Origin of the sequence: Pseudomonas sp. PS01299, assembly GCF_029960145.1 — a bacterium.
Classification (GTDB): domain Bacteria; phylum Pseudomonadota; class Gammaproteobacteria; order Pseudomonadales; family Pseudomonadaceae; genus Aquipseudomonas; species Aquipseudomonas putida_A.
The window spans coordinates 113,931-128,191 of sequence record NZ_JASCPO010000002.1 but is presented as its reverse complement, the minus strand read 5'-3'; the positions used below and the strand labels follow the sequence as shown (position 1 = coordinate 128,191).

General features: G+C 61.5%; 12 protein-coding genes. 7 read left to right on the top strand and 5 right to left on the bottom strand.

The features are described from left to right. Positions 1-88 precede the first annotated feature (88 nt). Positions 89-718, bottom strand: coding sequence for a response regulator transcription factor (locus QMX91_RS01535; protein ID WP_003228820.1), 630 nt, complete (start codon positions 716-718; stop codon positions 89-91). Between the two features lie 85 nt (positions 719-803). Beyond that, entirely contained in the window at positions 804-3,200 is a 2,397-nt protein-coding gene (locus QMX91_RS01530) for a sensor histidine kinase (protein ID WP_282412141.1), read from the bottom strand. Between the two features lie 74 nt (positions 3,201-3,274). Between QMX91_RS01530 and QMX91_RS01525 the strand changes: the two genes are divergently transcribed. Then, on the top strand, positions 3,275-4,264 hold the full coding sequence (locus tag QMX91_RS01525; RefSeq protein ID WP_282412140.1) for an alpha/beta hydrolase family protein: 990 nt from the start codon (positions 3,275-3,277) through the stop codon (positions 4,262-4,264). Between the two features lie 130 nt (positions 4,265-4,394). On the opposite strand, the gene QMX91_RS01520 is transcribed toward QMX91_RS01525, so the two are convergent. From QMX91_RS01520 to QMX91_RS01510, 3 genes are read right to left on the bottom strand one after another with little or no spacing between them, the layout of a single operon-like run. Next, on the bottom strand, positions 4,395-5,162 hold the full coding sequence (locus QMX91_RS01520; protein ID WP_247269632.1) for a TerB family tellurite resistance protein: 768 nt from the start codon (positions 5,160-5,162) through the stop codon (positions 4,395-4,397). A 1-nt stretch (position 5,163) separates the two neighbouring features. Next, positions 5,164-5,835 carry an N-acetylmuramate alpha-1-phosphate uridylyltransferase MurU gene (murU, locus tag QMX91_RS01515; protein WP_282412139.1) on the bottom strand — a complete coding sequence of 224 codons (672 nt, stop codon included), beginning with the start codon at positions 5,833-5,835 and terminating at the stop codon, positions 5,164-5,166. Further along, a complete protein-coding gene (locus tag QMX91_RS01510) occupies positions 5,832-6,851 on the bottom strand; it encodes a phosphotransferase (RefSeq protein WP_282412138.1) in 1,020 nt (339 codons plus the stop codon). Before QMX91_RS01510 ends, murU begins: the two co-directional genes overlap by 4 nt. A gap of 130 nt (positions 6,852-6,981) precedes the next feature. On the opposite strand from QMX91_RS01510, the gene QMX91_RS01505 reads away from it, so the two are divergent. From QMX91_RS01505 to QMX91_RS01480, 6 genes are all read left to right on the top strand, one after another. Further along, on the top strand, positions 6,982-9,780 hold the full coding sequence (locus QMX91_RS01505; protein ID WP_282412137.1) for an LPS-assembly protein LptD: 2,799 nt from the start codon (positions 6,982-6,984) through the stop codon (positions 9,778-9,780). After that, positions 9,761-11,077: a peptidylprolyl isomerase gene (locus QMX91_RS01500; protein ID WP_210556552.1), complete on the top strand. Its 1,317-nt coding sequence runs from the start codon at positions 9,761-9,763 to the stop codon at positions 11,075-11,077. The genes QMX91_RS01505 and QMX91_RS01500 overlap by 20 nt, the downstream gene beginning before the upstream one ends. Continuing rightward, on the top strand, positions 11,074-12,063 hold the full coding sequence (gene pdxA / locus QMX91_RS01495) for a 4-hydroxythreonine-4-phosphate dehydrogenase PdxA (protein WP_183785567.1): 990 nt from the start codon (positions 11,074-11,076) through the stop codon (positions 12,061-12,063). Before QMX91_RS01500 ends, pdxA begins: the two co-directional genes overlap by 4 nt. Then, positions 12,060-12,878: a 16S rRNA (adenine(1518)-N(6)/adenine(1519)-N(6))-dimethyltransferase RsmA gene (gene rsmA / locus QMX91_RS01490; RefSeq protein ID WP_027610718.1), complete on the top strand. Its 819-nt coding sequence runs from the start codon at positions 12,060-12,062 to the stop codon at positions 12,876-12,878. Before pdxA ends, rsmA begins: the two co-directional genes overlap by 4 nt. 114 nt (positions 12,879-12,992) lie before the next feature. Next, on the top strand, positions 12,993-13,373 hold the full coding sequence (gene apaG / locus QMX91_RS01485) for a Co2+/Mg2+ efflux protein ApaG (protein WP_096796657.1): 381 nt from the start codon (positions 12,993-12,995) through the stop codon (positions 13,371-13,373). After that, positions 13,373-14,254 carry a symmetrical bis(5'-nucleosyl)-tetraphosphatase gene (locus QMX91_RS01480; protein ID WP_098965912.1) on the top strand — a complete coding sequence of 294 codons (882 nt, stop codon included), beginning with the start codon at positions 13,373-13,375 and terminating at the stop codon, positions 14,252-14,254. The genes apaG and QMX91_RS01480 overlap by 1 nt, the downstream gene beginning before the upstream one ends. Positions 14,255-14,261: the final 7 nt, after the last annotated feature.

Genomic DNA, 14,261 nt, shown 5'->3' with positions numbered 1-14,261 from the left:
CGCGAATGCGGTATGTCAGTCAATGAATGATTGGATGACCCACCGCATTCGCGAGCAAGCCCGCTCCCACATTAGAAATACGGTGTTCTCAGAGGAGTTTGTGCTCCATCGCGTATTTGACCAGCTCGGCCAGCGAGGTGATGTTGAGCTTCTGCATCAGCCGCGCCTTGTGGGTGCTGATGGTCTTGCTGCTCAGCGCCAGTTGCTGGGCGATGTCGTTGACGTTGGCGCCCTGGGCCAGGCGCTCGAACACCGAGAACTCACGCTCGGACAGCAGCGAATGCAACGGACGCGTGTCGGTCAGGCCGACTTCGAAGACCATGCGGTCGGCCAGTTCCGGGTCGATGTAGCGCCCGCCGGCCGCCACCTTGCGAATCGCCGTCAGCAGCAATGCCGGATCGCTGTCCTTGGTCGCATAGCCGGCGGCGCCGACCTTCAGTGCACGGGCGGCCATTTGCGCCTCATCGTGCATCGACAGCACCAGAATCGCCGGCGGATTGTTCAGCGCGCGAATCCGTGGGATCGCCTCCAGCCCATTGACGCCAGGCATCGAGATGTCCAGCAACACCACTTCACACGGCACGCTGCGCAAGGTTTCGAGCAACTGCTCGCCATTGCTCGCCTCCCCCACCACTTGCAGATCCTTGGCCAGGCCGATCAATTGCTTGATGCCTTCACGGACGATGGTGTGGTCTTCGGCTACCAGTACACGGATCAAATTTTTTCTCCAGATTTCAGGTACACACCAAACCCTGTGGGAGCGAGCCTGCTCGCGATAGCGTCAGCGCAAACACCACAAACCTTCAAACCTCATTCACCGGCACCCACACATGCAGACTGGTGCCCTCCCCCGGCTCACTCTCCAGTACCAGCCGCCCGCCCATGATCAACACCCGCTCGCGCATACCGACCAAACCAAAGGACGTCGGCCGATCCGCCGCAGCGACAAAGCCTACGCCATCGTCGCTGACCGTCAGACACAACTCGTCGCCTTCCAGCGCCAGTGTCAGCTCCACAGTATGCGCCTGAGCATGGCGCATGACGTTGGTCAGCGCCTCCTGCAGGATTCGGAACAGCCCGATCGCCTTGGCATCGCTGAGCGCCGGCAGATTGTCCGGCACCTGCACCAGACACGGAATCTGCGTACGCGCCTCGAAGCGCCGCGCCTGCCACTCGATCGCTGAAGCAATCCCGGCATCGAGAATCGGCGGGCGCAACGCCGTCGCCACATCACGCACCAGCTGGAACAACTGGGCGATCAGGCGCTTCATGCTGTTCAACCGCTCGTGGAGCCCCGGGTCGAGTTGTGCATAGGCCAGTTCGCACATCGAGGTTTCCAGCTTCAGCACCGTGAGCATCTGCCCCAGTTCATCGTGCACTTCCCGGGCGATCCGCGCCTTCTCTTCTTCGCGCACGCTTTCCAGGTGCGCCGACAATTCGCGCAGTTGCTCGCGGGAGGCGGCCAGCTCCAGCTCGATGCGCTTGCTTTCGCTGATGTCCCAGACGATGCCGTCCCAGACATAGGCGCCATCCTCCAGCTGTCGGGTGATTGCCTTGATCTCGGCCCAGCGCTGCTCGCCCTGACGGGTGAGGATGCGACCCTGCCACGACCAGTCACTGTCAGTGTCCAGCGCTTGATCCTGACTCTGGTGGTAACTGGCCCTGTCGTCCGGGTGCACCAGACTGCGCAAGCCCATGTCGCGATGGGCGATGGCGGCCGGCGCATAGCCGACCAGACTCTCGCTGCCCTCGCTGATGTAGGCGAAATCGATCTGACCGGTCACCGGCGCCCGCTCCAGGCGGAACACCAGCCCCGGAACGTTGGCGGCGATGCCTTGCAGGCGCGCTTCACTTTCCTGCAACGCGGCCAGGGCGCGGCGGCGCTCGGTGACGTCGGTGAGATAAACCACCAGATACTCGCTGTCGCGAAAACGCAGAAAACTCAGCGAGACATCCGCCGGCAGGATGCTGCCATCGGCGCGCACGCAACTGGTTTCAAAGCTCAGCGGCCCTTCCTCACTGGCCCGCGCGCGTTTCCACAGGTTGAGCCAGCGATCCATGTGCAGGCCGGGTTCGAAGTCGATCAGCGGCCGTTCGATCAGCGCGCCCTGTGGATAACCGAGCATGTGTTCCGCCGCCCGGTTGGCGTAGCGCACATGGCTATCCCAGTTGACCCAGAGAATGCCGACGGTGCTTTGATCGATGGAAAACTGGGTCAGGCGCAAGGCTTCTTCGCTGGCCGCGCGCAGGGCGATGTCTTCACGTGCAGCCAGCAGACGCTGTTCGAGGCTGTGTTGCTGGCGTCGTTGCCAGACCACGATGGCCAGGCAACTGAGCAGCAACACCGCGAACAGCAGACTGAGGTTCTGCCAGAACCCCGGCGATTCCGTCAGCCGTGGGTACTTGGGTTGCAGCCATTGGTTGTGCAGGCGCTCCAGATCCTTGGCCGGGATCGCTCGCAAGGCGCTTTCGATGATCCCGGCCAATTGCGGCCAGTCGCGCCGCGTGGCAACCCGCAACAGCTGCGGCAAGCCGATATCGCCGACCACGACCAGCCCGGCGAACTCAGGTTCGGCGGACAACCGCCCGAGTTGCGCTTCATCTATCACGGCGTAGGACGCTTGTTGGGTCAGCAACAGTTGCAGCGCCTGCCGCTCCAGCGGCACGCCTTGCAGATTCAGATGGGGATAGGTGCTGCGCAAATAGTCGGCCGTGACACTGGGCATGCGCACGGCAACGCGAGACAGGCTGTCGAGCTTTTCCAGCTCGACCACGCCGCCGCTCTTCTGGTCGCTGACCACCAGTTGCGGCACACGCATGTAAGGATCGGAAAACAGCCACAGGCGCAGCGCACCCGGGGTCTGGGTCAGGCCCGGGGCGATGTCGATTTCACCTTCGCGGGCGGCGTCTTCCAGTTGCGCCAGGTCCTGAAAATTGCGCCAGCTCAGCTCGACGTTCAGGGTCTTGGCCAGCGCCTTCATCAATTCGACATTGGCCCCGGACAAGCGCTGCAAGCGCCGGTCGTATTGCGCGTATGGCGCCTGCAATACCAGGCCAACGCGCAGCTCACGGTGCTGCGCCAGCCATTGCTGCTCGCCGGGCGTCAACAGCGCTGCATGTGCCGCCGGCGCAGACGCCGCCCAGCCCATCAAGGGAAAACACAACCAGCCGATAACCCACAGGCAGCAAAAACGCATCATTGAAGTCTCTTGCACTGACAAATTCTGACCAACCCATTAGGCTGCCGGGATACTTTTCTGGCCTGGAATAACCGATGCCCTCTGTCTACCGCCTGGCAATGCCAGCATTGTGCCTGTCGCTGATCCTGCCTTGTGCGTTTTCCGTCGAGGCCGCCGATCCGGCGCCCGCCTCCACCGCCGAGCAACCGGCCGCCGAAAAACCGGCCGAACGCCAGCCACTGCTTGAGCGTAGTCAGGAAGAAGCCGCAGCACTCGAACGCAAAGTCCCGGCACAAGAACAGCAGCAATTGCAGGCCGGCGCCGATACTTTCCTCGCCCTGTGGAAACCGGCCAACACCGCCGAGCCCAAAGGTGCGGTGATTATCGTCCCTAGCGCCGGCGAAACCGCTGACTGGCCGCAAGTGATCGGCCCACTGCGCAGCAAATTGCCCGATGTCGAGTGGAGCAGCCTGAGTATCACCCTGCCGGATCTGCAAAGCGATGTCATCGCACCGCGGGTGATTGCGCCCTCTGCCGCGCCGAAAGCCCCGGAAAGTGGCAGCAAGGATTCCACCACTGCGCAACCGATCGAACAGGCGGCGGGCGGTGAAGCGGAAGTGGCGGATCAGGTGGTCGCCGAAACGACTGAAGAACAATCCAAGGCTGATGCCGAACGAATCTTTGCGCGGATCGATGCGGCGATCGCCTACGCCGAGCAGCAAAGCGCACGCCGGGTCGTGGTCCTCGGTCACGGTACGGGCGCGTACTGGGCAGCGCGCTTTCTCAGCGAGCGGCAGAGTTCCCAGGTCGAGAAACTGGTGATGGTCGATGCGCAAACGCCGAGCAAGGCCAAGCCACAGCTGGCAGAACTGACGCCGACCTTGAAGTTGCCGACCGCCGATATTTTCTACATGGACAAGGCGCTGGATCGTAACGCGGCGCTCGAGCGCATGCAGGCCAGTAAGCGCTTGAAGACTTCGACCTTCAGCCAGGTGGCGCTCAAGGCGTTACCGGATAAAAAGGCTGAGCAGGAGCAGGTGTTCCGGCGGGTGCGTGGCTGGTTGAATCCGCAGAAGACTGACTGATAGACCGAGTCGCCCCATTCGCGAGCAAGCCCGCTCCCACATTTGAATGCATTCCATCTGTAGGAATGCGATCAATGTGGGAGCGGGCTTGCTCGCGAAGAGGCCCTCATCAACAACTCACCTCTAACGATCAGCGAAAATCCCGCCGCGCCCGAATCAGGGTAAACGCGTTGTGCAGCTCGCGGGTTTTCTCGGTCGCTTCACGCACCTGCTCCGGCGTTGCGCCGCTGCCGGCGATCTTGTCCGGGTGATGACGGCTGAGCAGCCGGCGATAGGCACGCTTGATCTGCGCCGGCTCGCTGGTCGCCGACACCCCGAGCAGGCGCATCGCTTCCTGATAACTCACCGCGGCACTGACAATCGGCCGTTTATTCGGCTCGTAATCATTGGCCAGCGCCTGAATCTGGTGGGTTGTCCAACCCAGCCACTTGCCCCACTGCGCCAATAATTCCCGCTCACTCACGCCCGCGCGACCGTCGGCCCAGACCATCCGCCAGCAGGCGCGCAACACGCCTTCGGCGGCATGCGGCTGAGCACTCAGACGGCGCAGATAACCGCGCAGGCGGTCGCCGCCGGACTTGCCGCGATTGAACGCAGCAATCGCCCGCCGCCGTGCCGGCTCGCTCATTTCCAGGGCGTTCATTTCATGGCGCGCCTGCTGGATATGGCCGTCCGTCACTCGCCCGTCACTCTTGGCCAGACGCCCGAGCAACACGAACAGCAATTCGTCGTTGCGCAACATCGGCCGTCCGCCGAGTTTTTCCCGCAAGTGCCCCCAGCTTTGCAGGTGCAGGCGCCGATCCAGCGCCTGTCCCAACAATGCCCCAAGCATGGCCCCCGGAATGCTGGCGATCGCAAAACCCGCTCCGGCTCCAATCAGAGTCCCTGGCCACAACATATCAACGACTCGCTTCTATCAATGCTTCAGCTTCGGCCAGACGCTCATGCGTACCGACATCCACCCAGTGACCTTTCAGACGCTCACCGCTGACCTGTCCGTCAGCCATGGCTTTGCGCAGCAGTGGTGCGAGCTTGAATGCGCCGTCCGCGCAGCCATCGAACAACTGCGGATGGAGCACGGCGATGCCGCTGTAGGTCAGGGTTTGCGTATCCGGCTGAGCATCGCTGACCCGACCGTCAACCAGGGTGAAATCGCCCGTCGGATGATGGGCCGGGTTGTCCGCCAGTACGAGATGCGCAAGACCGTTGATCGGTTGATGCAGCACGCTGAAGTCGTAATCGGTCCAGATGTCACCGTTGACCACCAGAAACGCATCGTCACCGAGCAACGGCAAGGCGCGGAAAATGCCGCCGCCGGTTTCCAGCGGCTCACCTTCCGGCGAGTACTGGATGCTCACACCGAACTGCGAACCGTCGCCCAGGTAATCCTCGATCTGCTGACCGAGCCAGGCATGGTTGATCACGATTTCACTGAAACCGGCCGCCGCCAATGCGCGCAGATGGTATTCGATCAACGGCACACCGCCGGCACGCACCAGCGGTTTCGGGGTGGTCAGGGTCAGCGGGCGCATGCGCTCGCCCTTGCCTGCCGCCAGAATCATCGCCTTCATGCAGTCGCTCCGCCACGCAGACTGGCGAGCAACGCCTGCAGATCCGCCAGTTCAGGACGACGCGCAAGCACCGCTTCTATATAGGCGAAGAAACGCGGCACGTCGGCCAGGTAGCGCGGCTTGCCATCGCGATGGCAGATGCGGGCGAAGATGCCGATGACTTTCAGGTGGCGTTGTACGCCCATCAGGTCGCTGGCACGCAGGAAGTCTTCGAAATCCGCTTGCACCGGGATGTCCAGCGCCGAGGCTTGCTGCCAGTAGCTTTCCAGCCAGCCACGCACGCGCTCTTCAGGCCAACTGAGGAAGGCGTCCTTGAACAGGCAGGTCACGTCGTAGGTGACCGGGCCGTAGACCGCATCCTGAAAGTCCAGTACGCCGGGATTCGGCTCGCTAAGCATCAGATTGCGCGGCATGTAGTCGCGGTGCACCAGCACTCTCGGCTGGGCCAGGGCGCTGTCGATCAGCAGATCGCTGACGGCTTGCCATTGTTGCTGCTGTGCCGCGTCGAACTCGATACCGAGTTCGCGCTTCACGTACCACTCGGGGAACAGTTCCAGCTCGCGGCGCAGCAGTGCCACGTCGTAACTCGGCAGCGGTGCGACCATCGGCAATTGCTGAAAAGCCAACAGCGCCTGCAGGGCATCGCTGAACAAAGCGTCGGCATTTTCGCTGTCGATTACGTCGAGATAGGTCTTGTTGCCCAGATCATTGAGCAAAAGAAATCCGCGTTCGAGGTCTTCTGCATAAATTTTCGGCACGTTAATTCCGGATTTCGCCAGCAAAAAGGCGATATCCACGAACGGTTTGCAGTTTTCCTGGGGCGGTGGCGCGTCCATCACGACGAAACTGCGACCCGCGCCTTCCCAGCGGAAATACCGGCGGAAACTCGCGTCGCTGCTGGCCGCGGTCAACGTGGCCGGGGGCACGGCGCCCCAGCCCTGGTCTGCAAACAGGATTGCCAACTGCTCATCGAGCCAAACTTTCAGGTGTTGCAAGCGTACATCTTGGTCAGGCATTGCAAGGGTCTCCGACGGCGCTAGCCGTCAAGCGGGTCATGCTTTATTATCCAGCATCTTTTTCAGACCATCGAGAGGCGTGCGGCCCACACCGCGGGCAGATGGCACGCAGGAAGCCCGGACTAATAAGATGGCATTGAAATCCCCCGCGTTTCGTAAAAAATTTCCGTTGTTGGTAACCGGCAGTCTGCTGGCTATGCAACCTCTGGCCAGTCAATTCGTTGTTGCCGCCGAGCAGTATGACTGCGCCGTCTCGGCAACGGGTGGCTGGGCGTGTGCGCCCAAGACGCCGGCATCTGCATTGCCGCCGCGTCCGGTGCATGACGGCAGCGCTGTCAGCGCCGCCGGCGAAGCCCCGACCCAGAACGGTTCCACATCCGACACCGGCGCCAAGCCTGTGCTGGTCACCGAAGCCAAGGGCCGCGGTCTGAAATCCCGTAGCGAAGACTACAGTCACCTCGACTGGGTTCCGCGCGAGAAGCTCACCGCCGCCCAATTGGCCGAGACCGGTCCTTACTGCTCTGGTTCCTATATCGAACCGATTCGTCCTGGCATGAATGACAAGACGAATAAAAGTGACGCACCGACCTTTATCGGCGCCAAGGCCTCGCGCTACAACACCGAAGATCAGGTGGGTACGCTGGCCGGCGACGTGGTCCTGCGTCAGGGCAGCATGCAGGTCGAGTCCGACGAGGCCAGCCTGTATCAGGCCGAGAGCCGCGCCGAACTCAACGGCGACGTGCGCATCCGCGACAACGGCGCACTGATCGTCGGCGACCACGCCGATGTACAGCTCGATACCGGTGAAGCCAAGGTCGACAACGCCGAATACGTGATGCACAAATCGCGCATCCGCGGTAACGCGCTGTACGCCAAGCGCGCCGAAAACGCGATCATTCGCTTGAAGGACGGCACGTACACCACGTGCGAACCGAACAGCAACGCCTGGCAGCTCAAGGGCAACAACATCACCCTGAACCCTGCCACCGGCTTCGGTACCGCGACCAACGTGACACTGCGGGTCAAGGACATTCCGATCCTGTACACGCCGTACATCTACTTCCCGATCGACGACCGTCGTCAATCGGGCTTCCTGCCGCCGACCATCGGCACCGGCAGCGATACCGGCTTCATGCTGGTGACCCCGTACTACTTCAACCTGGCGCCGAACTACGATGCCACGTTGTACCCGCGTTACATGAGCAAACGCGGCATGCTGGTCGAAGGCGAGTTCCGTTACCTGACCAAGTCCAGCGAAGGCCAGTTTGGTGCGGCGTATCTGAACGACGAAGATACCGATCGCAGCAAGCAGTCCGATTACGAAAAAAATCGCTACATGTACAACTGGCAACACAAGGGTGGTCTCGACTCCCGTGTGATGACTCAGGTTGACTACACCAAGATCAGCGATCCGTATTACTTCCAGGACCTGACCACTGATCAGATCGGTGTGAAGAGCCAGGACTTCGTGAATCAGCAAGGTTCGGTGACCTATCGTGGCGACAGCTACACCGCTCGCCTGAATGCGCAGCAGTACCAATTGGCAACCGTTTCGAACATCACGCCTTACGGCCGTCTGCCGCAGATCACCTTCAATGGTCAACTGCCGTATCACCCGGAAGGTTTGAATTTCGATTACGAGACCGAAATTGTTCGGTTCGATCGTGATCTGCAAAACGGCAACTTTACCAATGAAGACGGCACCATCTCGCCTCGCCTGGATACAAACGTTCAGGGCCTGGCGCGCGCCAACGGCGATCGTCTGAACCTGAAGCCGGGCGTCAGCCTGCCGATGAACTGGACCTATGGCTTCCTGAAGCCATCGCTCAAGTACCAGTACACCCAATACCAGCTGGATCTGGACGGCACCGGCAAGTCGCAGATTGCTGCGATGACTGCTGAGCAGCAAAAGCTCAACGGCACCTTCGACAGCAACCAGAACCGTGGCGTACCGATCGCCAGCGTCGACAGCGGCCTGTACTTCGACCGCAACACGTCGTACTTCGGCAAGAACTATCGCCAGACCCTGGAACCGCGTCTGTTCTACCTGTATGTACCCAAGGTTGATCAGGAAGACATTCCGGTATTCGATACCAGTGAATACACCTTCAACTACGCGTCGCTCTTCCGCGATAACCGCTTCTCCGGCTCCGACCGTGTCGGCGACGAGAACAAGCTGTCGCTGGGCGTGACCAGCCGCTGGATCGAAGACAACGGTTTCGAGCGTCAGCGCATCAGCGTCGGTCAGGCCTACTACTTCAAGGATCGTGAAGTACAACTGCCAGGCATCGCGTTCAAGGATCGCAAGGACGCCCAGTCCGACGTATCGCCATACGCGCTGGAATACGAATACCGCTGGAACCGCGATTGGCGCACCACTGCTGACTACAACTGGGATCCGGACAGCCGCAGCCCGCGTTCCGGCAGCGCGATGTTCCATTACCAGCCTGAAGACAACCCGAACAAGGTGGTCAACGTCGGTTATCGCTATCGCAACGACCAGGTTCGTTACGACCAGAACACCGGTAAATGGTCGGTGGGTGGTGGCGACTACGGCACGCCGGGCCAGCCTGGCTACGTGAAGGATTACTACAAGATCCAGCAGCATGACTTCTCGGTCATCTGGCCAATCGTTCCGCAGTGGAGCGCGATCAGCCGCTGGCAGTACGACTACAACCGCAACCGTACGCTGGAAGCCTTCGGTGGTTTCGAATACGACAACTGCTGCTGGAAACTGCGCCTGATCAACCGTTACTGGGTTTCCTACGACGAATTCAGTCAGGAAGCTCCGCAAAACGAAAAAGGCGACCACGGCGTCTTCCTCCAAATTGTTCTGAAGGGACTCGGCGGCCTGACTGGCGCCAAGGTAGAGAGCTTCCTCGACAAAGGCATCCAAGGTTATCGTCAACGTGAAGACCAAGCTTTCTGATTCTCTGCGCCCGCTGCTGCTGGGCGCGCTGTTCCTGGGTACTGCGGCCAACGCCGCAGTACAGTCCATCGATAAAGTGGTCGCGATCGTTGATAACGACGTGGTCATGCAGAGCCAACTGGACCAGCGCGTCCACGAAGTTCAGCAGACCATCGCCAAGCGTGGCGGCGGCATGCCGCCTCCAGGCGTGCTGGATCAGCAGGTGCTCGAGCGCCTGATCGTCGAAAACCTGCAACTGCAGATCGGCGAGCGTTCCGGCATCCGCATTACCGATGAAGAGCTGAACCAGGCGGTCGGTACGATTGCCCAGCGCAACAACATGACCGTGGATCAGTTCCGCGCCGCCCTGGCACACGACGGTTTGTCCTATGACGACGCCCGTGACCAGATCAAGCGCGAGATGATCATCAGCCGTGTGCGTCAGCGTCGTGTGGCAGAGCGCATCCAGGTCTCCGAGCAGGAAGTGAAGAACTTCCTCGCCTCCGACCTGGGCAAGATGCAGCTGTCCGAAGAATTGCACCTGGCCAACATCCTGATCCCGACGCCGGAAAGCGCCAACTCTGATGCGATTCAGAGCGCTTACCGTCAGGCGATGGACGTTTACCAGAAGCTCAAGCAAGGCGATGACTTCGGTCAGATGGCCGTTGCCAAATCCGGCAGCGACAACGCCCTGGAAGGCGGCGACATGGGCTGGCGTAAAGCTGCGCAACTGCCACCGCCGTTCGACCGTGAACTGAGCAGCATGGCCGTTGGCGACATCACTCAGCCTGCACGTACCCCGGGTGGTTTCATCATCCTCAAGTTGCTGGCCAAACGTGGTGGCGAAGCGCAGATGCGTGATGAGGTGCATGTGCGCCACATCCTGGTCAAACCAAGCCCGATCCGTGACGAAGCCAAGACCAAAGCCCTGGTGCAATCGCTGTACGAGCGCATCCTGGCCGGCGAAGACTTCGCAGAACTGGCGAAGAACTACTCCGAAGACCCGGGTTCGGCGCTCAACGGTGGCGACCTGAACTGGATCGACCCGAACGCACTGGTACCGGAATTCCGCGAAGTGATGGCCAAGACCCCGCAAGGTCAGCTGTCCAAGCCGTTCCAGACCCAGTACGGCTGGCACGTGCTGGAAGTCCTTGGCCGCCGCGCCACCGACAGCACCGCACAGGCCCGCGAGCAACAAGCGATGACCGTTCTGCGTAACAAAAAGTACGATGAAGAGCTGCAGAACTGGCTGCGTCAGATTCGTGAAGAAGCCTACGTAGAAATCAAACTCCCTGGTGCAGACCAGGCAGCGCAGTGAAACCCAAGCGTTTCGCGCTGACACCCGGCGAACCAGCCGGCATCGGTCCCGACCTGTGCCTGCTGCTCGCCTCGCAAGCCCAGCCACACCCCCTGATTGCCATCACCAGCCGCGACCTGCTCACCGAGCGGGCCGCGCAGCTGGGGCTGGCCGTCACTTTGCTGGAGGTGGCGCCCGGTCAATGGCCGGATGCGCCAGCAGCGGCCGGCAGCCTGTACGTCTGGGACACCCCGCTCAGCGCCCCCGTGGTTGCCGGGCAACTGGACAAGGCCAACGCCGCGTTCGTCCTCGAAACCCTGACCCGTGCCGGCAACGGCTGCCTCAACGGCGACTTCGCCGGGATGATCACCGCCCCTGTACACAAGGGCGTGATCAACGAATCCGGCATCCCGTTCTCCGGACACACGGAATTTCTCGCCGACCTGACCCACACCGCCCAAGTGGTGATGATGCTCGCTACTCGCGGTTTGCGCGTAGCCCTGGTCACCACTCACCTGCCCCTGCGCGAGATTGCCGATGCAATTACGCCGGAACGGCTGGAGCGGGTCACGCGGATTCTGCACGCCGACCTGCAAGACAAATTCGGCATCGCCCGGCCACGCATCCTGGTCTGTGGGCTCAACCCGCACGCCGGTGAAGGCGGACACCTGGGCCATGAAGAAATCGACATCATCGAACCTACCTTAGAGCGCCTGCGCGGCGAGGGCATGGACCTTCGTGGCCCGCTGCCTGCCGACACTCTGTTTACCCCCAAATATCTGGAGCACTGCGACGCAGTGCTGGCGATGTACCACGACCAGGGCCTGCCCGTGCTGAAGTACAAAGGCTTCGGCGCCGCAGTCAACATTACCCTTGGCCTGCCGATCATCCGCACCTCGGTCGATCACGGCACCGCCCTGGATCTGGCCGGCAGCGGCAAGATCGACACCGGCAGCCTGCAGGTCGCCCTGGAAACCGCCTACCAGATGGCCGAGACCCGTTTATGACCGAGCAATACCAACACAAGGCGCGCAAACGCTTTGGCCAGAACTTCTTGCACGACGCCGGCGTCATCGACCGCATCCTGCGCTCCATCAGTGCCAAATCCGGCGACCGCATGCTGGAAATCGGCCCGGGCCAGGGCGCGCTGACCGCTGGCCTGCTCAACTCCGGTGCGCAGCTCGACGTGGTGGAACTGGACAAGGACCTGATCCCGATCCTCAACCAGCAGTTTGCCGGCAAGAGCAACTTCAACCTGCATCAGGGCGATGCGCTGAAGTTCGACTTCAACACCCTCAACGCTGCGCCGAACAGCCTGCGCGTGGTCGGCAACCTGCCGTACAACATCTCAACGCCGCTGATTTTCCACCTGCTGAACAACGCCGGCATCATTCGCGACATGCACTTCATGCTGCAGAAGGAAGTGGTCGAGCGCCTGGCCGCAGGCCCGGGTGGCGGGGACTGGGGTCGTCTGTCGATCATGGTTCAGTATCACTGCCGTGTGGAACACCTGTTCAACGTCGGCCCGGGCGCTTTCAACCCGCCGCCAAAGGTCGACTCGGCCATCGTCCGCCTGGTGCCGCATGCGGTACTGCCGCACCCGGCCAAGGATCATCGCCTGCTCGAGCGTGTCGTTCGCGAAGCCTTCAACCAGCGTCGCAAGACCCTGCGCAACACCCTCAAGCAATTGATGACCGCTGCCGAGATCGAAGCCGCCGGTGTCGATGGCAGCCTGCGCCCCGAGCAACTGGACTTGGCCGCATTCGTGCGCCTGGCCGACAAGCTCGCCGAGCAGGTTCCTGCCGCCCCCGCCGCCGACTGACTGGCGATGTACGCTATCGGGCAGGACGCCACTCTGGTTTACTGCCCGATACTTGCCTAGACTGATTCCCCATCAGCTACGCCTCGCGTTCCGCTTTGCTTAAGGCCCTTTTGCATGTCCGATTCTCGTTATCAGGTCGACGTCAGTGTCGTTACCCGCTACCTGGCAGAACAATCGCAACCCGAGCACAACCGCTTCGCCTTCGCCTACACCATCACCGTGCAAAACAATGGCGCGCTCCCGGCCAAGCTGTTGTCGCGGCATTGGGTGATCACCGACGGTGACGGGCATGTCGAAGAAGTGCGCGGCGCCGGTGTCGTCGGCCAGCAGCCGCTGATCGACACAGGCAAGAGCCACACTTACAGCAGCGGCACTGTGATGACCACCAAGGTCGGCACCATGCAGGGCTCTTATGAAATGGTCGCCGATGACGGCAAGCATTTCGACGCGATCATCAAGCCTTTCCGCCTCGCTGTACCCGGAGCCTTGCACTGATGACGACGTACGCCGTCGGCGACCTGCAAGGTTGCCTCGAACCACTCAAATGTCTGCTCAAGCAAGTGGCTTTCGACCCGAAGCTCGATCGGCTGTGGCTGGTCGGCGACCTGGTCAACCGCGGCCCGCAATCGCTGGAGACCCTGCGTTTTCTCTACGGCATGCGCGATTCGCTGGTTTGCGTACTGGGTAACCATGACCTGCACCTGCTCGCTGCCGCCAACAACATTGAGCGCCTGAAGAAGTCCGATACCCTGCGCGAGATCATTGAAGCCCCCGACGCAGCCGATCTGCTCGAATGGCTGCGCCAGCAGAAACTCATGCACTACGACGAACAACGCGAAGTAGCCATGGTGCACGCAGGCATCCCACCGCAGTGGTCCTTGCGCAAGGCCCTGAAGTACGCGGCCGAGGCCGAAGCGGCACTGCGTGACGACAACCTGTTTCCGCTGTATCTCGATGGCATGTACGGCAATGAGCCGGCGAAGTGGGACAGCGAGCTCACGGGCGTGACCCGCCTGCGCGTCATCACCAACTATTTCACCCGCATGCGCTTCTGCACCGCCGAGGGCAAGCTCGACCTCAAGAGCAAGGAAGGTCTCGACACCGCCCCGCCCGGCTATAAGCCATGGTTCCAGCACAAAGAGCGCAAGACCCGCGGTCTGCGCGTCATTTTCGGCCACTGGGCCGCGCTGGAAGGCGATGTCCGTGAACCGGGCATCTCGGCACTGGACACCGGTTGTGTCTGGGGCGGCAGCCTGACCCTGATGAACGTCGACAGCGGCGAGCGCGTGTCATGCAAATGCGATGAACACGGCGGGCTTGCGCCATCAGTCGCACCACTTATCCCCGAAACTCCGCCAGTCAGCGCCCCGCGTTAGACTGCGC

Bases quoted from the DNA above. Each gene is read 5' to 3' on its own strand.
- QMX91_RS01530 (WP_282412141.1), bottom strand. From the start codon at position 3,200: ATGATGCGTTTTTGCTGCCTGTGGGTTATCGGCTGGTTGTGTTTTCCC.
- QMX91_RS01525 (WP_282412140.1), top strand. From the start codon at position 3,275: ATGCCCTCTGTCTACCGCCTGGCAATGCCAGCATTGTGCCTGTCGCTG.
- QMX91_RS01520 (WP_247269632.1), bottom strand. From the start codon at position 5,162: ATGTTGTGGCCAGGGACTCTGATTGGAGCCGGAGCGGGTTTTGCGATC.
- murU (WP_282412139.1), bottom strand. From the start codon at position 5,835: ATGAAGGCGATGATTCTGGCGGCAGGCAAGGGCGAGCGCATGCGCCCG.
- QMX91_RS01510 (WP_282412138.1), bottom strand. From the start codon at position 6,851: ATGCCTGACCAAGATGTACGCTTGCAACACCTGAAAGTTTGGCTCGAT.
- QMX91_RS01505 (WP_282412137.1), top strand. From the start codon at position 6,982: ATGGCATTGAAATCCCCCGCGTTTCGTAAAAAATTTCCGTTGTTGGTA.
- rsmA (WP_027610718.1), top strand. From the start codon at position 12,060: ATGACCGAGCAATACCAACACAAGGCGCGCAAACGCTTTGGCCAGAAC.
- apaG (WP_096796657.1), top strand. From the start codon at position 12,993: ATGTCCGATTCTCGTTATCAGGTCGACGTCAGTGTCGTTACCCGCTAC.
- QMX91_RS01480 (WP_098965912.1), top strand. From the start codon at position 13,373: ATGACGACGTACGCCGTCGGCGACCTGCAAGGTTGCCTCGAACCACTC.